Origin of the sequence: Flexithrix dorotheae DSM 6795 (genome assembly GCF_000379765.1) — a bacterium.
In the GTDB taxonomy this organism is placed as follows: Bacteria; Bacteroidota; Bacteroidia; order Cytophagales; family Flammeovirgaceae; genus Flexithrix; species Flexithrix dorotheae.
This window is the reverse complement of record NZ_KB903465.1, coordinates 331,522-353,919: the sequence shown is the minus strand read 5'-3', so window position 1 is coordinate 353,919 and position 22,398 is coordinate 331,522. Positions and strand designations below refer to the sequence as shown.

15 protein-coding genes are annotated in these 22,398 nt (G+C 36.5%); 7 read left to right on the top strand and 8 right to left on the bottom strand.

The features are described 5' to 3' along the window. Positions 1-196 precede the first annotated feature (196 nt). Positions 197-1,405: an SGNH/GDSL hydrolase family protein gene (locus A3EM_RS43880; RefSeq protein ID WP_020531646.1), complete on the top strand. Its 1,209-nt coding sequence runs from the start codon at positions 197-199 to the stop codon at positions 1,403-1,405. Between the two features lie 291 nt (positions 1,406-1,696). Next, positions 1,697-2,959 (top strand): DEAD/DEAH box helicase, encoded by a 1,263-nt coding sequence (locus A3EM_RS0128375; protein ID WP_020531644.1) that lies wholly within the window; start codon positions 1,697-1,699, stop codon positions 2,957-2,959. A 152-nt stretch (positions 2,960-3,111) separates the two neighbouring features. Here A3EM_RS0128375 and A3EM_RS0128370 read toward each other — a convergent pair whose 3' ends face one another. Beyond that, entirely contained in the window at positions 3,112-3,792 is a 681-nt protein-coding gene (locus A3EM_RS0128370) for a hypothetical protein (protein WP_020531643.1), read from the bottom strand. A 179-nt stretch (positions 3,793-3,971) separates the two neighbouring features. On the opposite strand from A3EM_RS0128370, the gene A3EM_RS46365 reads away from it, so the two are divergent. Together A3EM_RS46365 and glmM are read left to right on the top strand one after the other, a co-directional pair. Further along, on the top strand, positions 3,972-6,074 hold the full coding sequence (locus A3EM_RS46365) for a ComEC/Rec2 family competence protein (protein ID WP_020531642.1): 2,103 nt from the start codon (positions 3,972-3,974) through the stop codon (positions 6,072-6,074). A 233-nt stretch (positions 6,075-6,307) separates the two neighbouring features. Next, positions 6,308-7,705 carry a phosphoglucosamine mutase gene (gene glmM, locus A3EM_RS0128355; protein WP_020531640.1) on the top strand — a complete coding sequence of 466 codons (1,398 nt, stop codon included), beginning with the start codon at positions 6,308-6,310 and terminating at the stop codon, positions 7,703-7,705. Between the two features lie 94 nt (positions 7,706-7,799). Here glmM and A3EM_RS0128350 read toward each other — a convergent pair whose 3' ends face one another. Together A3EM_RS0128350 and bamA are read right to left on the bottom strand one after the other, a co-directional pair. Next, complete coding sequence (locus A3EM_RS0128350) at positions 7,800-9,854, bottom strand: S9 family peptidase (RefSeq protein WP_020531639.1); 2,055 nt, start codon at positions 9,852-9,854, stop codon at positions 7,800-7,802. 516 nt (positions 9,855-10,370) lie between these two features. Continuing rightward, a complete protein-coding gene (gene bamA / locus A3EM_RS0128335; protein WP_020531636.1) occupies positions 10,371-12,866 on the bottom strand; it encodes an outer membrane protein assembly factor BamA in 2,496 nt (831 codons plus the stop codon). A 757-nt stretch (positions 12,867-13,623) separates the two neighbouring features. Here bamA and A3EM_RS0128330 point away from each other — a divergent pair. Next, complete coding sequence (locus A3EM_RS0128330) at positions 13,624-13,971, top strand: NfeD family protein (protein WP_020531635.1); 348 nt, start codon at positions 13,624-13,626, stop codon at positions 13,969-13,971. Between the two features lie 56 nt (positions 13,972-14,027). Here A3EM_RS0128330 and A3EM_RS0128325 read toward each other — a convergent pair whose 3' ends face one another. The 4 genes from A3EM_RS0128325 to A3EM_RS0128305 form a co-directional block, all read right to left on the bottom strand. Continuing rightward, positions 14,028-14,543 (bottom strand): hypothetical protein, encoded by a 516-nt coding sequence (locus tag A3EM_RS0128325; RefSeq protein WP_169513417.1) that lies wholly within the window; start codon positions 14,541-14,543, stop codon positions 14,028-14,030. A 281-nt stretch (positions 14,544-14,824) separates the two neighbouring features. Next, positions 14,825-15,577 carry a succinate dehydrogenase/fumarate reductase iron-sulfur subunit gene (locus A3EM_RS0128320; RefSeq protein ID WP_020531633.1) on the bottom strand — a complete coding sequence of 251 codons (753 nt, stop codon included), beginning with the start codon at positions 15,575-15,577 and terminating at the stop codon, positions 14,825-14,827. A gap of 34 nt (positions 15,578-15,611) precedes the next feature. Continuing rightward, entirely contained in the window at positions 15,612-17,525 is a 1,914-nt protein-coding gene (locus A3EM_RS0128315; protein ID WP_020531632.1) for a fumarate reductase/succinate dehydrogenase flavoprotein subunit, read from the bottom strand. Positions 17,526-17,669: 144 nt separating this feature from the next. Continuing rightward, positions 17,670-18,350: a succinate dehydrogenase cytochrome b subunit gene (locus A3EM_RS0128305; protein ID WP_083925317.1), complete on the bottom strand. Its 681-nt coding sequence runs from the start codon at positions 18,348-18,350 to the stop codon at positions 17,670-17,672. Positions 18,351-18,863: 513 nt separating this feature from the next. On the opposite strand from A3EM_RS0128305, the gene A3EM_RS0128300 reads away from it, so the two are divergent. Then, entirely contained in the window at positions 18,864-20,666 is a 1,803-nt protein-coding gene (locus A3EM_RS0128300; protein WP_157638129.1) for an OmpA family protein, read from the top strand. Between the two features lie 130 nt (positions 20,667-20,796). Continuing rightward, complete coding sequence (locus tag A3EM_RS0128295; protein ID WP_020531628.1) at positions 20,797-21,753, top strand: hypothetical protein; 957 nt, start codon at positions 20,797-20,799, stop codon at positions 21,751-21,753. Positions 21,754-21,769: 16 nt separating this feature from the next. Here A3EM_RS0128295 and A3EM_RS0128290 read toward each other — a convergent pair whose 3' ends face one another. Then, the gene (locus tag A3EM_RS0128290) at positions 21,770-22,381 is read right to left on the bottom strand and encodes a fumarylacetoacetate hydrolase family protein (RefSeq protein ID WP_020531627.1); all 612 of its coding nucleotides are present in this window, start codon (positions 22,379-22,381) and stop codon (positions 21,770-21,772) included. Between the last annotated feature and the right edge of the window lie 17 nt (positions 22,382-22,398).

The window sequence follows — 22,398 nt, the reverse complement described above, 5'->3', positions numbered from 1 at the left end:
ACCTAAACCTAAAATCCCAGGGATGGTGAAGTACATTTGTGGTTTTCCTGTTTGTGCCTCCTCTTTTACCACTTGTTTGGTTTTGAAGTATAAGGCCAATCGATATGTGGCAGCATTCAAACCAATTTTAATTGAGGAAAGCAGGATAAATTATAAAAATATCTTTTACATTTTCTGAAAAATTAAATATTCTTTAATGACAAAATACCTATTGATTAGTCTGTTTATTTTAACCTCCCAACTTTCCTTTTCCCAATTACAAACACTTCCGGATTTTCCTGAAAATACTTATATAAACTTAAGAGGAAGCCTACAGAATTGCTTTACCAAATTTGAAAAAGAAAAAAAAGGCAGGGTAGTTTTTCTTGGTGGTTCCATTACCCATATGAATGGATGGCGGGAAATGGTCTGTAAATATCTTCAGGAAAGATTTCCGGAAACCGAGTTCGATTTTATTGATGCCGGTATCCCTTCCACCGGATCAACCCCGGGAGCTTTCCGGTTTTCCAGAGATGTGCTTGCCCATGGAACAGTAGATTTACTTTTTGAGGAGGCCACGGTAAATGACCGGACAAATGGAAGAACTTCCCAGGAGGAAATTAGGGGAATGGAGGGCATTATCCGACAGGCAAGACTGGCGAACCCCGCTATGGATATTGTAATGCTCTATTTTGTTTTTGAACCTTTGATGGAGGACATCAGAAGCGGGAAGACGCCTGAGGAAATTATCAATCATGAAAAAGTGGCAGAGCATTATCAGGTGACTTCCATTAACCTGGCAAGGGAAGTTACGGAAAGGATAGATAATAAGGAGTTTAACTGGGAAAAATTTGGAGGCACACATCCTGCGCCTTTTGGCCATCAGATTTATACCAATTCCATAAAAGTATTATTCGAACATGAGTTTAAAAATGACAGGAGTGCCTATCAAATTCACCCTAAAACTGTTCCTGAAGAACTTCTTGATCCCAACTCCTATGTAAATGGAAGGCTTGTTCCCATAAAAAAAGCCCGTACCGGATTTAAGTTTAGGAAAGTGAAAAGCTGGAAGGCGCCTGAAGGGGAACAAACCAGACCCGGGTTTGTAGAAGTGCCCATGCTGGTAGCCAAAAAAAAGGGAGCGAAGTTGAAATTTAAATTTAGAGGCAAGGCAGTTGGGATTTTTGTAATTGCCGGAATGGATGTGGGCATGATAGATTATAAAATTGATGGTAAAAAATATGGCCCGCTGGATCAGTTTACCCAATGGAGTGAATCTTTGCATTTGCCCTGGTTATATTTATTGGATGGCGATCTGGATGAAAAGAAAAAGCACAAACTGGTGATCAAAACAGCCCGGATTAAAAATCCAAAAAGTAAGGGATATGCTTGCCGGATTGTCCACTTTGCAGTGAATGGCGAATAAAGCAGCTTGGAGCGATTCTTTAAATGGATGGCGGGAATAGCAAAAATTCAATGTATCTTTGCCTTTCATTCCAAAATGGCAAAGGATGGTTGAGTAGTGGAACTTTCAAAACTTTTATTACTACAAAAAAAACATAATTGGATGGTTTTCCTGCTTTAAAACCAGGAAAGACATCTACTAACGCCATTTAAGGGAACTATCAGGAAATGATAGACTTTGAATTTCTTTTAAGTGCCGGTGTCCGAGTAAAACATAACGGAAATAATAGACACTGGCCTATAAATAACTTATATGTCATTTAACACACTTGGATTATCAGAATCCTTACTGAAAGCAGTAAGCAAAAAAGGATATAAAACCCCGTCTCCAATTCAGGAAAAAGCGATTCCACTGATTTTAGAAGGAAAAGATGTTTTAGCTTCAGCCCAAACAGGAACTGGGAAAACTGCAGGTTTTACCTTGCCCATGCTCCAGATTTTAGATCAGGGACCCCGTCTTCGGAAAAGACCTATCAGGGCACTTGTGCTAACCCCCACACGGGAATTAGCCGCCCAGGTTCAGGAAAATGTAAGAGATTATAGTTTGTTCCTGGATATTCGATCTACGGTAATTTTTGGAGGAGTTAATCCTAATCCTCAAATTACGGCACTGAGAAAAGGAGTGGATATTTTAATTGCCACTCCGGGAAGATTACTAGATTTACACAGCCAAAAGATATTTTCACTGGCAAATATAGAGATGCTGGTATTAGATGAAGCCGATAGAATGCTGGATATGGGATTTCTTCGGGATATTAAAAAAATCCTGAGTCTGATGCCTGAAAAAAGGCAAAATCTGCTTTTTTCGGCCACTTTTTCCAAAGAGATCAAAAAGCTGGCAAATGGTATTTTGAATCATCCTGCAACTGTAGAGGCTACACCCGAAAATTCCACTGCCGAGATGGTGATCCAGAAAATTTATAAGGTGGATAAAAACCGGAAAACGCCTCTGATTATTAAATTAATTTCGGAAGGGGACTGGCAACAGGTGTTGATTTTTACCAGAACTAAGCATGGGGCTAATCGACTGAGCGAAAAATTAAGCAAAAAAGGGATTACTTCAGCCGCTATTCATGGAAACAAAACGCAAAATGCCAGAACCAAAGCGCTCGATGGATTTAAACGGGGAAAAGTACGGGTTTTGGTTGCCACGGATATAGCGGCCAGAGGACTGGATATTCCCCTGCTTCCTCATGTGGTGAATTATGAATTGCCCAACGTGCCGGAAGATTATGTCCATAGAATAGGCCGAACGGGTAGGGCTGGAGCCAGCGGTGAGGCCATCTCTCTGGTTTGCCATGACGAACAGGATTATGTGCGGGGAATTGAACGCTTATTGGGATTAAAATTACCCACTGATATGGTGGAAGGATTTGAAATGAGTGCAACTCCACCACCACCCAGGGAAAATAACGGGCGGCCTCAACAGCGATCACATCAGCCAAAATCAGGAAATAGAAAGTTTAAGAAAAGGCCAAACAGGTTTAAATCAAATGCTAATAAAGGGAGGAATTAAAAAGTTGTTTCTCCCTAAAATATAAGGCAGGTATTCGGTTGTGTTTTAAAGTGATTTCAGTGTATTGATGAATTTTGGGAGTACCGAAAACAGGGAAGGATGCTTGAACCAGTCAATTCATTAGCTGTGAATTTTTTTAACCAAAAGTACTACTATTCAGAAACCTTAGTAAAAAATGGTGGATTAATATAAGTATCCTGGGTTTTGAGTTTTTTTCCATCTATCAGCATTTCCATACCATTTAGGTTGGAAGGAATATTTAGTCCGCTTTTGTTTGTATTAGAAACTGTGATTACAGTGATTAATCCATCTGTTGTTTTATTTTTAAATGCTTCTAAATTGGCTTTGTATTTCTGTATTGTTTGAAAATCATCTAATACAATGGTGATATCAGTGAATTTTTGTTGATCAGAAATTGGGAAATTTAAAATAATGGATTCTTTTATGGGGATTTCATCTTCATAAAAGAAGGTAATGGTCTCCCCAATTTTCACTATCACTTTATGAAGTGTTTTTTTGGTGTGATTCCTGATTTTTAAACAAACTCCTTTATCTTCCGGGTTTTGGGTGGAAACCATTAAATGTCCAAAGCTTACATACCGACTTTCATCTTTAAAATGCTCACTTTCAAATATGATGGTTTGTTCTTTTACGGTAAATTTTCCATTATCGTAAAATTGACTTTCATCTCTCTCCCAAAGTGTATAGCTGTAAGTGGAATCGTCTGATAATTGTATCTCAGAAGGGTAGTATTGATATGTCCCAAAAATTGATTGAGCCTTTAGGTTGAGTGTGATTAAGTAAATAATAGTTATAGTCAGGAGGTATTTCATAAATAGAGTAGTGTAATTCAAATAATATAATTTTGCCTAAAACTAGTTGTGTTTTTCTACTATTGTATCCCTAAATTTCAGGAATTTGATAATGATTATGCAATCATTCCGTTGAATGCGAAATAAAATAGCAGTTTTTGAGTAATGCTGCTAATAAATCACCATTTTTTTGATACTATATGTTTCGCTGGATTCCTTTTGTTTTCATCAGGTTTACTTTTTTCCTGATTACCGGCATTCTGTTTTTTATCCATACAGATGTTGAAATTCCCCGGCCATATCTGATTTTTTCGGGATTTGTATTGATTTACATATTGTCCTATTTTTTCAGAAATAAGCTGAAAGGAAAGTTGAATTTACTCTTTGGACTTAATGGTTCGGTTATTCTATTTCTGTTTGGTTACCTGATTACCCTTCACAATAGCCCGGTTTACACACCAAATCATCTTGCAAATTTGAAGGAAAAGATTACACATTATCAGGGAATTATTACCTCAGATATTCAGGAAAAGCCCAATTCCCAAAAGTTTGCACTCCAGGTGAAAGCAGTGAAAACGGCAAATGGCTGGCAGGAGGCTTTGGGTAAGGTACTGGTTTATGTTTCCAAATCGGATAGTACAAACCTGAATTATGGGGAAGAAATTTTGGTTTCGGGCAATCCTCAGGAAGTTTCACCACCAGCCAATCCCAATGAATTTAACTACAAAAGGTATTTAAGTTTTCACCACATTTACCACCAACATTTTTTAAAAGCCGGGAGATTTGTGAAAACTGGTGATTCTTCTCCCAACTTTTTATTGGAATATTCCTATAAGGCAAGGAAAGCTTGTGCTGGCATTTTCAAGCAATATATTGAAGGGGAAAAAGAATACCATATTGCTTCGGCTTTGGTGCTTGGTGTAAAGGATGGTTTAGACAATGAAATCAAAAATGCTTATTCCAGTGCCGGAGCCATGCATGTTTTAGCTGTTTCCGGCTTGCATGTGGGGATTATTTATCAGGTTTTGGTTATGTTTTTTGGACGTTTACTGAAACGGAAAAATGGCAGATGGTTATTCGGAATTTTAGCTCTTTGGTTTCTATGGGCCTATGCGTTTATTACCGGTCTTTCTCCATCGGTGCTTAGGGCTGTCACTATGTTTTCATTTGTAGTCCTGGCCAGGGTGATCAACAGGCAGTCCAATATTTATAATACCCTGGCTTTGTCGGCTTTTGTATTGTTGTGCTGGAATCCTTATTTGTTGTTGGAAGTGGGGTTTCAGCTTTCCTATCTGGCCGTGTTTGGTATTGTTTATTTACAACCCAAGCTTTATCGTTTATTCGAGATTCATCATGATTTACTGGATAAAGTGTGGGGAATTACCTGTGTTTCTATTGCTGCCCAAATTGCCACTTTTCCGGTTGGATTGCTTTATTTTCATCAGTTCCCCAACTACTTCCTCATTTCAAATCTGGTTGTTATTCCGGCAGCACTCATTATCGTTTATGGTGGACTTTTACTTTTGGTCCTGTCTTTTTCTTCTTTTCTTGCCGGACTAGTAGGGATTTGTCTCAAATGGATTATCTGGATATTGAACGAATTTGTTTTTTATATTGAAGACTTGCCTTATTCCCTTTTACAGGGAATTGATATTTCCATTACAGAAACCTGGATGATTTATGGGGTAATCGTCAGCCTAATTTTGCTGTTCAGTATGCGGAAATTCAATTACCTCATTTTTGCTTTTTTAATTTTTATGAGTTTTTCCGGTTTTCAGGTTTTGGAAAATATCGCACAAAATAATCAGCAGTTTTTTACCATCTATAAAGTAAATGGCCAATCAGCATTTGCCTTTTTTGAAGGAGAAAAAGCCTTTCTTTTGGCTGATAGCAGTCTATTGAATGACAGGGAAAAGGTTAGGTTTCATATTGATCATCATTTTTGGAATAAAGGTGTGTCGGGTAGAGAAGAAATTGCTTTTCAAAATCTGGATGAATCTGACCAATACTTCCCGGTGAAGAAAGTTGATGGCAATTTGTTGTTTGTCTGGAATGGTTTCACCTTTTTAAACCTAAGAAAAAAGCCTGCCCAACCTCTCCAAACAGAGGTGGATTTTTTAATCATCAGTAAACAAAGTGTTACTGATTTTCGCGAAATCCAACAGATTAATTGTCGGAAAATAATTATTGATTCTTCTAATAAAGTTTATAAAATGAAGCGATTGATTGGTGAAATGAAGGAGAAAAAAATGCCTTATTTCATAATATCCGATAATGGTGCTTTTACCAAAAAAATTCCTTGAAAGTATCAATTCTCCAATTTGCTGAATAATTTTTCTCAATTACCTGTACAGATGTTGATTTTATATTTACTTTTACATTCACACAGTCATCAGTAATGGCCTGCAATTTCATGGTTTTTTGTAATATGTGAACATGAATTAAAATGTAGAGTTTTTTATTTAAGGAAATTACAAAAGGTATTTTTTAAGATTGTTTTTTTTATAGTTTTGCCACCCAAAAAATATTACCGGCTTTGACACTGATAAAATCGATTTCTGGAATTAGAGGAACAATTGGAGGAAAAGAAGGCGATGGCCTTACTCCGATAGACATTGTGAAATTTGCTGCTGCGTATGGCAAATGGATTAAAACAAAGTACGATCAACCGAAAGTGGTGATTGGAAGAGATGCCAGGGTATCTGGAGAAATGGTATCCAATATTGTTTCTTATACGCTAGTGGGTATGGGTGTTGATGTACTTGATTTAGGGCTTTCTACTACTCCCACTGTGGAGGTAGCAGTTACTGAAGAATCGGCCAGTGGTGGAATCATTTTTACTGCAAGCCATAATCCCGGCCATTGGAATGCTTTAAAATTGCTTAATGAAGCTGGGGAGTTTGTTTCTGCGGCAGATTCTGAATTAATTCTGAAATATGCTGAGGATCAGGAATTCGAATTCGAAACTGTAAATCATTTGGGAAAAATTTCTGAGGATCATTCTTACATTGATAAGCATATCAAAATGATTCTTGATTTACCGCTGGTTGATGTAGAGGCTATTAAAGCAAAAAACTTTAAAATCGCCATTGATTGTGTAAACTCTACTGGAGGTATTGCAGTGCCCAGATTGCTAAAAGCTTTAGGTGTTGCCGAAGTTTTAGAATTATACTGCGAACCTAATGGGAAGTTCCCTCATAATCCTGAACCACTTACCGAAAATATTACCGAAATCTGTAACAAAATTGAAACTGGCAGTTTTGATTTGGGCATAGTTGTAGATCCTGATGTGGATCGATTGGTTTTTGTTTGTGAAGATGGTTCTCCTTTTGGGGAGGAATATACCCTTGTAGCTGTTTCTGATTATGTGCTGGAGAATAAGGTTGGTAACACCGTTTCCAACATGTCTTCCACCAAGGCACTAAAAGATATTACCATAAAGGCAGGTGGAGCGTACTTTGAATCTGCAGTGGGTGAGGTAAATGTGGTGAAGGTGATGAAGGAGCAAAATGCTGTGATTGGGGGAGAAGGAAATGGTGGTATTATTTACCCGGATTTACATTATGGTAGAGATGCTCTGGTGGGAATTGCTTTATTTTTATCGCATTTAGCAAAGTTTAAAGGCACTGCCAAAATGCTGAAGATGAAGTATCCAAGTTATACTATTTCTAAAAATAAAATTGAATTAACCCGGGATATTAATGTAGATGATATTTTGGTAAAAATTCAGGACAAGTATAAAAAGCAGCCTATAAGTACTTTGGATGGGGTGAAAATTAATTTTGATAACGAATGGGTGCATTTGAGGAAATCAAATACGGAACCTATTATCAGAATTTATGCTGAAGCAGATTCTCCGTCTAAAGCAGATAATTTTGCCAATAAAATCATTTCCGATATTAAAGAGATTATTGCTTTTAAGGCGAAGGATTAAGGTTAAAGATGGATTTTAATTCCTGCGATATCCAATTCGACTTTGCAAAAGTCGAATTGCCTTTGTGGACTAAAAAAGCGCTTTAGGACTATTCCTAAAGCGCTTTTTTTATGCCTAACAAATCAATAATGAATGCATATTCAAATGCTACCTCTTTCAATCTTTCGAATCGGCCTGAAGCTCCTCCATGTCCGGCATCGGTATTGGTTTTGAGGAGCAAAAGATTTTGATCGGTTTTTAAATCTCTGAGTTTGGCTGTCCATTTGGTGGGCTCCCAATATTGAACCTGAGAATCGTGCAAACCTGAGGTAATCAGCATATTAGGATATTGCTTTGCTTCTACCTGGTCGTAAGGGGAGTAGGAAAGCATGTAATCGTAATATTTTTTTTCATTGGGATTTCCCCATTCATCATATTCTCCGGTAGTGAGGGGAATGGTATCATCCAGCATGGTACTCACTACATCTACAAAAGGCACATCTGCAACAACTATTTTAAATAAATCCGGACGCATATTCACCACTGCACCCATTAATAGTCCACCTGCGCTACCTCCGCTTACCACTAATTTCTCAGAGGTTGTGAAATTCTCTTTGATAATATGTTCGGCACAGGCAATGAAGTCCGTAAAAGTATTTTTCTTTTTCAACATTTTTCCATCATCATACCACCAGCGGCCCATTTCCTGCCCACCTCGAATGTGGGCAATGGCAAACACAAAACCTCTGTCGAGCAGGCTTAGCCTGACCGAACTGAAATATGGGTCATAGGAGTGACCATATGAGCCATAAGCAGTCATGTAGAATGGATTATTTCCATTTCTGGTGACACCTTTTCTGTATACCAAAGAAATTGGTACTTTGACGCCATCAGCTGCAGTTGCCGTGATTCTTTCTGACTGGTAATTATCAGGATTAAAATCACCAATTACTTCCTGTTGCTTTTTTAATTCTTTGGTCCTTTTCTCCATGTCATAGTCAAAGACTGATGAGGGAGTAGTGAGGGAATTATAGCCGTATCTTAAAGTTTTGGTATCAAAATCGGGATTGTAATCTATTCCTGCTGTATAGGTAGGTTCACCAAAGTCCAGGTAATGATCTTCCTGAGTTTTCCAATTGATTATCCTGATTCTGGTAAGACCTTCAAACCTTTCCTCAAGGGCCAGAAATTCTTTAAAAATATCAATATCCTCCAATAGCACATCCTTTCTATGTGGAATGACCTCCTGCCAGTTTTCCTTTGTCGATTTGTTCATTTCACAGGACATCAGCCGGAAATTCTGTGCTTCATAGTTGGTAAGGATATAAAATTTATCTTCAAAATGATCTACATGGTATTCAATTTCCCTTTCTCTTGGATGCACAATTTTGAATTCACCATTTGGATTATCTGCAGGTAAAAAACGGATCTCACTGGTGAGAGAGGCATGGGAATTTATGGTAATAATTTTCTTGGATTTGGTCTTTCCAACCGAAAGATTAAAAGTTTCATCCTCTTCCTCATAAATCAATTGATCTTGTTTGGAGTCTGTTCCCAGGATGTGCTTGTATACTCTGTATGATCTCAGTGTTTCCTGATCCTGTACCGTATAAAAAATGGTTTTATTATCATCTGCCCATGTCGCATTACCAGTTACATTTTCAATAACATCTGGTAAAAATTCCCCAGTAGTTAAATCTTTGAATCTTAAGGTATAAATCCTTCGGCCAACGTTATCGGTAGAGAAGGCCAGAATGTTATCATTCTCACTTATTCTTAGTCCTGTTGCACTAAAATAAGGCTCTCCTTCAGCCAGTTTATTGACATCCAGCAAAATTTCTTCTTCTGCTTCAAGATTTTCTTTTTTCCGGCAATGAATAGGGTATTCCAGTCCTTCATCAAATCTGTGGTAATAGAAATAATTACCTAATTTGTAAGGTAGAGATTCTGTTTTTTCTTTTATTCTTCCTTTTATTTCTTCAAAAAGACTGTCCTGGAATTCTTTGAAATGAGCCGTAACCTGGTTGGTATAATCATTTTCTGCATCAATATAGGCCAAGACTTCGGGATCTTCCCGCTGGTTAAGCCAGAAATAAGGATCAATTCTGGTATGGCCATGAATGGTTAACTCCCTGTTTATTTTTTTTGCTTTAGGTGGTTGAATAGTCATGCGATCAGTAATTAATATTCAAACCGCAATTTACTTGATGTGTGGGGGAAATCATATACTAAAGCCAAGTAATGCAGGAAAGAAAAGGAAGGAATTGGATTCAGCGGAGAATTAAAAAAATACAAAAAAAGGCAACCGCCAGAATTAATTTCTAACAATTGCCTTTTAGGAAGCTTTTGGGCTTCTGATTATTTCCCTTCGTATTTCCTTCCATTTTCATGTTTTGCCAAAGCCATTCCGATTACAGCAGCTCCTGCTAAAAGTGCAACAAAGAAAATAACAGCTATAGTACCCATAATTTTATTTATATTTTGTGAAAAATGTATTTCTTTTTAGTTCGATATTCGAACGCAAAAATATCAATCTAAGTGGAAAAATTGAAGGTTATAGGGAATGTTTTTTTGATTTTGTTTAACCTACCTAAAATAGTGCTCATCTGTTTTTAAATCTAAAAACTTAAATCTACTGATTTTAAAACTTAACTTAGAGCCTGAGCTTACTATAAGGCACAGCTGTTTAAAACCTTTGTCCCAACACAAAATGAAACTGGCCTTTATTAGCTCCAGGATTTCCAGGTACTTCATCAAAACCATAACCCCAATCTACTCCCAGAAGCCCCATTCCAGGAAGGTTAATACGGACTCCAAATCCGGCTGATCTGTAAACTTTAAAAGGATTGAATTCCTGAATATTATTCCAATTGTTTCCGCCTTCAACAAAACCTAACAGATAAATCATGGTGGACGATGGCTGGGTGAGAAGATATCTCAATTCGAAACTTACCTTACTAAATGATGTCCCACCCATGCCATCAGAATCTGGAGGAATTATAGCGCGATTTTCATAACCTCTCAAACCAATGACATCAGTTCCTAACAATACATTTTGAGTGCCCAGGCCATCTCCTCCCATAATGTACCTTTCGAATGGTCCAAGAGCTTTTTGTTGGTTGTACTGACCGATAACTCCCATTTTTAACTGAGTGGCCATCACTAGTTTTTGGGACAATGGAAAATACCATGAATTTTCGAATGACCATTTGTGATACTCAATCCATTTGAAGGAATTCTGGGTATTTACTTCTGAAAATGATTGATTTCCCATAGCTGAGTAGGGGGGAGTGAGACTCAACGAAAGGGAAATTGAGGAACCTCTTCTAGGGAAAAGGTAGTTGTCTATATTATTTCTGGCGATGGTAGTGTTAAAAGTGATATTATAGGAATGACCACTGCTGTAATTTTCAAATCCATTGATAGGATAGTTGTTCAAATCGTACCGGTAGAAATTGATGGAGTTGGAAAGACTGAAATAATCATCAGGGATTGTTAACCTTCTTCCAAGGGAAACTGTAACTCCGTCCATTTGAAGGCTTCCATCATACCCATTGAGTTCTTGAGTCAAGCGGTTTACAGAATGGTTGAAGCTGAAAGTGAGGGAGTTGGGTTTCTTCCCTCCAAGCCAGGGTTCCGTAAAACTCAAACCATAATTTTGATATTGATATCCGTTAGCCTGAACTTTTAATTGAAGTTTTTGTCCATCTCCCTGAGGAATACCCTTCCAGTTTTTGAAGGAAAAAAACTTTCTTGCAGAAAAATTATCTATTTTAATTCCTGCAGAACCAATAAACCCAAAATCTCCACCCCAGCCTCCTGAAAGTTCGAAATTATTTCCGGGGCTTTCTTCCACATCGAAAATGATATCCACGGTACCATCATTGTAATTTGGAATTGGTTTTGGGGTAATGGTTTCCGGATTAAAATAACCTAAAGTAGCTAATTCCCTTTGAGTTCTGATGAGGTTATTCCTACTAAATTTTTGGCCAGGGATTGTGCGAAGTTCCCGGTAAATCACATGGTCATTAGTTAAGGTATTGCCGTTTACAATTACCTTATTAATTACGGCTTGTTCTCCTTCAAACATTCTCATTTCCAGATCAATAGAATCTCCGTCTACTGCAATTTCTATAGGATCTACCTGAAAAAACAAGTAACCGTCATCCATATAAAGGGAGTAAATATCTGTTCCATTTGGATCAAAATTTAACCTTTGAGACAACTCCTGAGGATTGTAAATACTTCCTTTTTTGATCCCAAGCAATTGATTGAGGGCTTTATCAGCGTATTTGTAATTTCCCACCCAGGATATATTTCTCACATAGTATGGCTGGCCTTCTTCTACCTTCACTTTTAAAGCAATATTTCCATTTGGCAGTACCGTTTTTTCCTCATCAGTAATTTTAATGTCCTGATAACCATTTTGTTTGTAAAATGTCATAAGGTTTGCCTTGTCTGCTTCCCATTGGCTTTCTATAAATTTGGATGGGGTAAGGATATTGAGCAAACTCTTTTCCTTTGTTTTTTTTAATTGTTTTCGGATTTTCTTTTCTTCAAAGGCCGTAATCCCTTCAAATTCGATTTTTTCAATGCGGGTTTTCGGATTTTTATCGATTTTCATCTTCAGGATAAGCCCGTTTTTAAAGCTTTTATCTACTTCCAATTCGGTTTGTACTGTGGTATTTGCGAAACCTTTTTCCTGAAAATATTTTCTGGCAATATTACTGGCATTTTTTACAATGGCATCGGTCACCATTTTTCCCCGAATCAGTTTCATGTTGTCCATCAGGGTTTCCTGCTGACTTTTACTTACCCCTTCAATGCTCACTTTTGATAACCTGGCTCTTTCTTTTATCTCAATTTGCAGGAATGCTTTGTGGCCGGAAATTTCTGTGATCGAAATCTTCACATCTCCTAATATGCCCTGTTTCCATAACTTTTTAACGGCCAGGGAAATCTGATCACCGGGTATTTTAATTGTACTTCCAGGAGCTAAACCTGCAATGGAAATAATCGCATTTTTGTCAAGATATTTTGCGCCAATCACCTTAATTCCTCCAATGGCATATTCTTTCGGGTTGCCATAGTCTATGCTTGTGAAATCAGGTTTTTCCGTTTGGGCAAAAATCGCCCATGGTAATGCCAGGAAGGCAATACCCATTAGATAAATTTTGAACATATTATCAGGGTTTCAGAAAATATATGATGTACTTTAAAATTTCATTTGCCTAAGGGCAATAGAAGACTATCCCGGCTAAGAAAACCGGGAAAGTCTCATTTAGATGATTTAGGTAAAGTTTTATTCTAACGGCCTGTTATACACTGTTATGATTTATACTATATTCTTTTCTTTTGTCCTTGAGAAGTATTATTTGTCCTAATGGTTTTTGACGTATTAAAGCTGATATGAGTGTCTTTTGCTTTTAAAATGAAGAATGAATAAAAATGGTTGCTTTCGCGATTTGAGATTATAATTTAGGGCATTCTTGTTTTTAAAAAGAGGGTCTGATTTTATCCTTTTTGAAGTTGTCTAAAGTTAAACCTTTCGGCTATGAATGGTCGGTTTTGCTCCATGCTTCCAGTAGCGACTTCCCGGCCATTTTTCCTTCAATAATCTTCATAATTAGTTGGTGCGACTAATCCGAGTCAAATTGTATTACCTAAACCAATATCTATTCATTCTCGTCTGGCAATCCCTTGCCTTTGACAACTTCTTTTTAAAGTAGTAATTCAAAATTAACCGTGTATTATTTTGCATAAAAGACTGATAGAGAGATTACTTTTTCCCTGAAATAATAGTACCCGGTGTGGAGCACTTGTGCTTAATGAATCGAATTTCCAAACATTTAAATTTTAAAAGCCAATTCCTTTTGCTTACTTTCCCAATTATTTTTTTAAATTCAATTATTATCTCGTTTACAATTACACTTTAATAGATGTTTGAAGGAATTATAATTTTTTTTCTGGTGATTATCATGATCACTTTTTTTGGAATCAGAAAACTGTTGTTCGGTGATAATCCATTTTTGCAGGGGAAAAAGGGTATTCAAACCCTGCTAACTGGTGACAATCAGACAAGTATGTTGGAGGAACCTGATCATTTAATAGGAAAAATAGGCATAGTTTATACTGTTTTAAAGCCTGCAGGAAAAATCGTGATTGATGATGAACACTATGAAGCCACTACTAATGGAGATTTTATTGGAAAAGGAGAAAAGGTGAAAGTGATTGGGAAAACCATGACCACCGTATTAAAGGTCCGTCCTTTATTTGAAGGAGAGTAATTTAGATTTTTTAAAGGTTTAATCAGCTTTCACATTTCCATCCGGTCTTTTGGGTATTATTCCTTTAATTTTTTTAATGCACCCTGGACCTGCTGGTAGCCGGGATCAAATAGTTTACAGGATTTCAGATAATAAAATATCATTTCTTCAAGAAGAGTTCTGTCATATTTGTCTTTGAACATGATTGCTTTATCATTAAAATAAATATCCTTGAGGGATGATCCAATCCAGAGGATATTGGTTGTTTTGGCCTGTCTGGCTTCTGCCATTAATTTCAATTGATTGATGGCGGTTTCAAAACATTCCTGGGAAATTAACTGGGAGATATTTGATTTGAAATAATTGATATTATCTGTAGAATGTTTGCCTGCTCTCACTTCTTCAATTGCCGTGTTGAGTACGGCCTGGAATTGCATGAAGTTTTTTTTGTTTTGTTGTAGGCTTCCTTTGTCGGGAGAAAGCGCCAGGGCATGATCAATTTCAGTTACAGCATTGGGAATATCTCCAACTTCAAAATAGGCATTTGCTAAAATATTAAGAATCTCGGAGTTTTCTTCTTCCGGGCTTTCCATATTTTGGTACATTTCAATTAAAGATTTGAAATGCCGGTGTTGAAATTGATATTTAAAGTCTTTTAATAGTTTTGGTGAGTTTTTGGTTAAATTTTCCAAGATGTAAGGGTTAGATTTTTATTCTCTACTATATTACTAAATGATATAGGAAAAAGTCAAGCAAAGACATAATTATTTAGAGAAAAATAAGGAATGCCATAAAAAATTGGGTAAATAAATAAAAACAAAAAAGCCTTCCAAAATGGGAAGGCTTTGTTATATATTGATACTCTATTTTAATCTCAGGTATTATTTGAGCTTAGTTTGGCAGAGAAATATTCCCTGTTCATTCTGGCAATATTGGTAATGGAAATTTCTTTTGGGCATTCCGCCTCACAAGCACCTGTATTGGTACATGCTCCAAAACCTTCCTTGTCCATTTGAGCTACCATAGCTTCCACTCTTTTTTGCTTTTCGGGTTTTCCTTGTGGAAGCAAAGCCAATTGCGATACTTTTGCACTTACAAATAACATGGCCGATGCATTCTTACAAGCCGCTACACATGCGCCACAACCGATACAGGAAGCAGCATCCATAGCCTGATCTGCTATTTCCTTAGGGATTGGAGTTTCGTTGGCATCTCTGGCATTACCAGTACTTACAGATATATACCCTCCAGCCTGAATGATATTATCAAAGGCAGTCCTGTCAACTACCAAATCTTTCACTACAGGAAATGCTTTTGCTCTCCAGGGCTCAATAAAAATGGTATCTCCATCTTTAAATTTCCTCATATGTAGCTGGCAGGTAGTGGTAGCATTCTGCGGACCATGCGGCCTTCCATTAATGAATAAACTACACATTCCACAAATTCCTTCCCGGCAGTCATGGTCAAAAGCTACAGGATCTTCCCCTTTTTCAAGTAACTGCTCATTAAGTACATCAAGCATTTCCAGGAATGACATATCCGAACTGATATCAGTTACCGGATAAGTTTCTATTTTCCCCTTTGAATTGGCATCTTTTTGCCTCCACACTTTAAGTGTTAAATTCATAGTTTAATATTTTTTTAATTCACTAAATATCTTTTTACTTATAACTTCTTTGAGTAAGTTTTACATTTTCGAATTTCAATTCTTCTTTATGTAAAACAGCCTGCTCATTTTCTCCTTTATATTCCCATGCACCAACAAACGAGAAGTTTTCATCATCCCTCTTTGCTTCACCTTCAGGAGTCTGATATTCCTCTCTGAAGTGGCCCCCACAAGATTCGTTTCTCATTAGTGCATCATCAATCATCAATTCCCCTAGTTCCATAAAATCGGCCACTCTGTAAGCTTTTTCAAGGGTGATGTTCAACTCTTCATTTGATCCAATGGTTTTGAGGTTTTTCCAATATTCAGCTCTAAGTTCCTGCACCATTTTTTTGGCTTTTGTTAAACCTTCAGCAGTTCGGCTCATTCCGCAATAATCCCACATAATCTGTCCCAATTCTTTATGGAACTGATCCACTGTTTTAGAGCCATTTATGGAAAGTAATTTATCAATTTGTGCTTTTACCTCGGCTTCCGATTTTTTGAATTCAGGATGATCTGTGGATACTTTTTCGTAAGGCATTTGTGACACGTAATCTCCAAGGGTATACGGGATTACGAAGTAACCGTCTGCTAATCCTTGCATCAGGGCGCTTGCACCCAGCCTGTTGGCTCCATGATCTGAGAAATTACATTCTCCAAGTGCATAAAGTCCAGGAACGGAAGTCATCAAATTATAGTCAACCCAAAGTCCTCCCATGGTGTAGTGAACTGCGGGGTAAATCATCATTGGTTCCTTGTATGGATCACTATCGGTAATCCTTTCGTACATTTCAAAAAGGTTACCGTATTTGGCTTCAATCACGTCCCTGCCGTCTCTTTTGATGGCATCAGCAAAATCAAGGTAAACTGCCAGTCCGGTTGAGCCAACACCTCTTCCCTCATCACAAACATACTTGGCATTTCTTGAAGCCACATCTCTTGGTACAAGGTTACCAAAAGAAGGGTATTTTCTTTCTAAATAATAATCCCTTTCGTTTTCAGGAATTTCACTTGGCTTTCTTTTATCTCCTTTCTCTTTGGGTACCCAAACTCTACCATCATTTCTCAAGGACTCAGACATTAAAGTCAGCTTTGACTGGTAAGTCCCATGCACCGGAATACAAGTTGGGTGAATCTGAGTGTAGCAAGGGTTAGCAAATAAAGCTCCTTTTTTATGTGCTCTCCAGGCGGCTGTGGCATTACTACCCATTGCATTGGTAGATAAGAAGAATACGTTTCCGTAACCTCCACTACACAATAAAACCGCATGCGCGGAATGCGATTCAATTTTACCTGTAATCAGATTTCTGGTTACAATTCCCTGGGCTTTCCCGTCAATCACCACTACATCCAGTAGTTCTGTTCTATTGTATAGTTTTACTTTGCCAGCTGCAACCTGCCTTGAAAGTGCGCTATAAGCTCCTAAGAGTAACTGTTGTCCCGTTTGGCCTCGGGCATAGAAGGTTCTGGATACTTGTGCGCCACCGAAAGACCGGTTGGCCAGTAACCCTCCATAATCTCTGGCAAATGGCACACCCTGGGCCACACACTGGTCGATGATGTTAACACTAACTTCTGCAAGACGGTGAACATTTCCCTCTCTTGATCGGTAATCACCACCTTTAATTGTATCGTAGAATAATCGGAAAACGCTGTCGCCATCATTCTGATAGTTTTTTGCAGCATTTATTCCACCCTGAGCAGCAATACTATGTGCTCTTCTTGGACTATCCTGGAAACAAAATGCTTTTACATTGTAGCCTAATTCTGCAAGAGAAGCTGCAGCAGATGCACCTGCCAGTCCGGTTCCTACCACAATAATTTCGTATTTTCTTTTATTGGCAGGGTTGACAAGCTTTACGTTAAATTTATGTTTGGTCCACTTTTCTGCTAATGGGCCTTCAGGTATTTTAGAATCTAAGTTCATATTTTCAATTTTCTATTGTTATGCATTGCCATCAAAAGTGAGATTCATGGCTGAAATATCAGGCTTTGAAAGGAAACACTTTAGGCAAATAAGTATAAAATTGTTTCTTAACATTATAATTGATTTTCAGGGTCAATTGTTTGGTTAAGCAAATAGCAAAACATAGACCGGCTGAATGGCGAATACCACTGGAATCACAATGGCGATAATTAACCCAACAGTTTTTATCAATGGGGTATATTTTTTATGATTTAAACCCAAAGTCTGGAAACCACTCCAAAACCCATGTGCCAGGTGGAAAGCTAAAAATACCATCGAAACCACATAAAAACCAGTATACAATGGATTTTTGAAGGCATTAACTACCACAGTATATAAGTCTTTGTATTCAACTCCATCATAAGTAACCATTCCTATCTCGCCAAACTTGTAAACAAACCAGAAGGTTTTCATATGAATTACAAGGAAAATAAGGATGATTGTACCTAATAGCATCATACTCCTGGATGCCCAGGTGCTACTTTGCCCTAGTTTGTCATACTCATATTTCTGTGGTCTTGCCGAAACATTAAGTCGCGTAAGTAAAATTGCCCAAATCACATGGACAATTATGGAGGTGTAAAGAATATAAGAAACTGTTTTAATGATTGGACTTGTCGTCATAAATTTTGTGTACAGATTAAAGGCCTTTCCTCCATCATTAGCCAATAATTGTAAATTTCCTGAAGCGTGAATAATTAGAAAAGTGATAAGGAACAGGCCTGTCAGGGCCATCATCAGCTTTCGACCAATTGAACTCGTTAAGGTCTTTGTAAACCAACTCATCGATTTTATTTTTAGGATTGATTGTTAATATTTTCGAACCAAATTTAGTCCTCAACTGCTTACAAAACAAACTATTGAAATAAGCGAATGTTATTTTGATATATTCTAAATAGAAGGGTTTGGGGAAAGCTGTGAGTATCGCTTATTCAAACGTTTCCGATGATTTTTTTTGGTCTTGCAGCCCACCGTTTTAGTTGAAAAGTATTCAGTTAATGATAATGAATTAAGTAATTAAACTTAGGTAAATTAAGTAAAAATACCTGTTTTTTTAGTAGGATTGTTCTGGATGATTTTGCATAGTATCCTTCATTATTAAAGGAAATCTATTAATATTGTTTGAATGGCGTAATTTAATTACCAAAATATAAAATATCCAGATACTTTCTTTTCTCCTGAGGATTTGAAATCAACTAAATGTATGAATACTTTTAATTTAATTGCTTTTTTCCACCAATGAGAAATATCTTATTCATATGCTTGTTTTTTCCTTTCATTTTGTATGGGCAGCAAAAATTGGAAAAATATGGACTAAAGAATCCTAGTGAGAATAAAACTAAAAAATGTAAAAAATACCTAAGGGTTTACACTACCATTCCCAAAGAGTATAAAATTGGGATTTCTGTAGTGGATGAAACTATTTTTATAGATTTTACCCACAAGGAATATTTGGATTTGATTTTTGATAAAAAATGGGATGGAGTAGTGATAGAAATTGTGACTTCCGATCAATTTGGATGCGATGAGAAGAATCATGATGCTGATCTAAAAGGTTTTTTAATGCCTCCTGTATTTAGAAAACAAATGTTAGAAAACAAAATTGATCGTGAAAATGGGTTTGTTTCTATCAGGTATGGAGAGTTGCCTAAAAATTTTAAATCACTTGATACGGAGTTTAATCTCCTTACTATTCAAAATAAATATTGGTGTAATTATCATCATTTTATAAACCTAGAAGATAACCTTTGGGAATTGCTTCCAATGGGACTTTTTAAAGATACCATCGAAAGGTCCACCATTCTTAAGAAATATGAGGAGGTCGTAAAAAAGATTAGGTTTACGATCCCTTTTGAGAAAAATAAGATTGAGTTTAACCAGGAAGATATAAAACCTATTTATGATTCACTAAAGCTTACGGATTTTAATATTCAAAAAATCAGAATCAGAGCCTATTCCTCAATTGAGGGTGACGAACAGAGAAATAAGGAACTGCAAAATGGAAGAGCAAGTAGTATTATCGAGGCTTTACAAGAATATCAAACACCGGAGATTCAATCTGAAATTAGTATTAGCGAAGCCTGGAATGCATTTAGAAGGGATATAAAAGGGACTAAATATGAGTACCTGATGAAACTTTCAAAAGATCAGGTTAAAATTGAAGTTGGGAAAAAGTATATTAGCAAAGATTTAGAATCATATTTTAAAAAACACAGAAGAGCTGAAATTGAGCTGAGTTTACAAAAACGCTTTGAGTATGAGGAGGAAAATCAGGAGAGTTTAAAAATACTCTTTAATCAAAAGGTAAAGGACAGAAACCTGGAAGAGGTTCTTTTTCTTCAGCAAATCATTCTGGATAAAATTGAAAAGAATCAACTGCCAGAGCAATTTATAGATTCTCTTGAAGTACCGAAAATATCAATTTTTGGCTCTCTTTATAATAATTTCGCCATATTTGGTTTCTCCGCTGATGAATCAAAGGAAGAATTGAAGGAACAAATTTCTGTTTTTAAAGCCCTTTCTGATCAATTTCCTGGAAATGCAAAAATCAAGTATAACCTAACTGCATTGAAGCTTAAGTTATGGAAATATGGTGAAAGTGAAACAAATGAAGCTGACCTGCAACACTCAATTAGAGAATTGAAAAAACTAGGTTTTGAACAAAGTCTTATCACTAGGTTACAGATAAATTATTATAACCTTCTTTCATATTACCTTTTTAAACGGCAGGAGTTTACAAAAAAGGATAGGGTAATAAATGAGGTGTTTCGCAGCTACAAAAAGCTGGAATTAAATGATACTCAGATATTCATTATTGCAAAATATTTTGCTTCTTATAGTAATTATGAATTAGCAAATTCTGTTTTGGAAAACCGTATATTTGAAAGTGATGTTGATTCTGAGCTTATATTTTATTATCTGAATCTTAATATCAACCAGCTTAATAGGAAGCATATACAAAATGTTTGGATGAAAGCTCTAGAATTGGACTCTGAACGTGTATGTAATCTGTTTTTAGCAATACCGAAAGGAGGAATGAGTTTCCAACTCTCAGATAGAAATTTTCTGGACATGATTTATTGTGAGAACTGTAATAATTAATTCCTTTTGTATACAAATACCTTCAGCATGAAATAGAGTTCTATTTCAAGTGTTAGAATTTAAAGAAATTTCTTTTTCAGAATGAATTCCTTTTGTTCTTCTACCTGATTTCTAGATAAATAAAAAATATATGATTCTCACTTTAGTAATATTAAATGGGCTGGTATTTATGTATATGGTAATGCTGTGGGGAAGTGTAGAAAGTTTAAAAGCCAAGGATTTAATTAAAGAACCAGCGCTTTATACTCATCTGTTCAAATTCAAATTTGCAGCTATTCCGCTTGGCTTTATAGTGTCAAATTGTTTCCTTATTCTTGAATATGTTTTTATCCTTTTAAGTAGTTTAATATTTGGCTTGTACAACAGTCCGGAAGGAAAGGGAATTGATATTTATGATTGGTATATTATTACAATTTATAGCCTCCCTTTGTTGGTATTTGCCTATTTATTTTATCGGTCTACTCAAATATCACACTGTGTAGTTTGTGGTGGAGATGGTATTATGGATGGGTATCACGATTTACTTGAAACAGAATTCAATGAAGAAAAATGTTTCTGTTGTAATGGAACAGGAAACATAAGGAAGACAAGTGAAAAGGGAAAAATTCACGAATTACTGACAGACAATCTTTTATTTTCAGAAGAAAAACTGAATAAGTCAAAAAAGCTAAAAAAAGAAAAGGATAAACTGTTGACAAAATTGGAATCAGATGTCAAAATTAATGAGCACGTTAAATCTCATTTATTACAGTTAACAGAAAAAATTGCCAGCCAAATGGATTATCAGCTGGCGGCTCATAACTTTTATGATTTAGCTGCATCAAAATTGATGATTGTTTTATTCAACCATCATCTGGCAGAGTATGTACTTGAAAAAACAAAGGAATTTGAAGATATAGAAGAGAAGAATGAAGCTACTTATGTTGATATTGAGACTAAAAGAGTTGGATTGAATTTGAATACCGAATTGATTGGTGAAATAGAAAGACTGGTTCAGGAAATTTCTTTGCATGATAGTGTTTCAATAACCAAGGAACTTCAAATGGAATTGGAGCAAATTACCCAGGATGTTAAGATGGCTTCTTAGCATCCTGGAAAATTGACTATTTCACCTCAAAATCCATAAACTTTTTATCTTCAATAAATCCTTCAAGCCGGTCCCCAATCTGGATTGGGCCTACTCCTTTGGGTGTTCCTGTGAAAATAATATCACCTTTTTTTAAGGTGATGAATTGGGAGATGTAAGAAACAATTTCATCGATAGGATAGAGCATATGGCTGGTATTCCCTTTTTGCCTTTCTTCCCCGTTAACTTTAAGACTAAAGTTCAGGTTTTGTAAATCCTCATAATTTGTTTTAGGGACGAAATCTGAAACTGGTGCGGAGTGGTCGAATCCTTTGGCTAGTGCCCATGGAAGGCCTTTTGATTTGGCTTTAGCCTGAAGATCTCTGGCTGTAAAATCAATACCCAGACCTACTTCATTATAATATTTATGGGCAAATCTTTTATCTATACATTTCCCGGCTTCGCAAATTTTAATAACAATTTCTACTTCGTGATGAATGTCTTTGGTATAATCGGGATAGTAAAATGGTTTGTTCTTGATTAATAATGCATTGTCAGGCTTGGTGAAAATTACCGGTTCATCGGGTCTTTCATTATTTAATTCGGCAATGTGTTCAGTATAATTTCTTCCAATAGCTAAAATCTTCATTTCTCTTTTTATCTTGT

Bases quoted from the DNA above. Each gene is read 5' to 3' on its own strand.
- A3EM_RS43880 (WP_020531646.1), top strand. From the start codon at position 197: ATGACAAAATACCTATTGATTAGTCTGTTTATTTTAACCTCCCAACTT.
- A3EM_RS0128375 (WP_020531644.1), top strand. From the start codon at position 1,697: ATGTCATTTAACACACTTGGATTATCAGAATCCTTACTGAAAGCAGTA.
- A3EM_RS0128370 (WP_020531643.1), bottom strand. From the start codon at position 3,792: ATGAAATACCTCCTGACTATAACTATTATTTACTTAATCACACTCAAC.
- A3EM_RS46365 (WP_020531642.1), top strand. From the start codon at position 3,972: ATGTTTCGCTGGATTCCTTTTGTTTTCATCAGGTTTACTTTTTTCCTG.
- A3EM_RS0128350 (WP_020531639.1), bottom strand. From the start codon at position 9,854: ATGACTATTCAACCACCTAAAGCAAAAAAAATAAACAGGGAGTTAACC.
- bamA (WP_020531636.1), bottom strand. From the start codon at position 12,866: ATGTTCAAAATTTATCTAATGGGTATTGCCTTCCTGGCATTACCATGG.
- A3EM_RS0128330 (WP_020531635.1), top strand. From the start codon at position 13,624: ATGTTTGAAGGAATTATAATTTTTTTTCTGGTGATTATCATGATCACT.
- A3EM_RS0128325 (WP_169513417.1), bottom strand. From the start codon at position 14,543: ATGGAAAGCCCGGAAGAAGAAAACTCCGAGATTCTTAATATTTTAGCA.
- A3EM_RS0128320 (WP_020531633.1), bottom strand. From the start codon at position 15,577: ATGAATTTAACACTTAAAGTGTGGAGGCAAAAAGATGCCAATTCAAAG.
- A3EM_RS0128315 (WP_020531632.1), bottom strand. From the start codon at position 17,525: ATGAACTTAGATTCTAAAATACCTGAAGGCCCATTAGCAGAAAAGTGG.
- A3EM_RS0128305 (WP_083925317.1), bottom strand. From the start codon at position 18,350: ATGAGTTGGTTTACAAAGACCTTAACGAGTTCAATTGGTCGAAAGCTG.
- A3EM_RS0128295 (WP_020531628.1), top strand. From the start codon at position 20,797: ATGATTCTCACTTTAGTAATATTAAATGGGCTGGTATTTATGTATATG.
- A3EM_RS0128290 (WP_020531627.1), bottom strand. From the start codon at position 22,381: ATGAAGATTTTAGCTATTGGAAGAAATTATACTGAACACATTGCCGAA.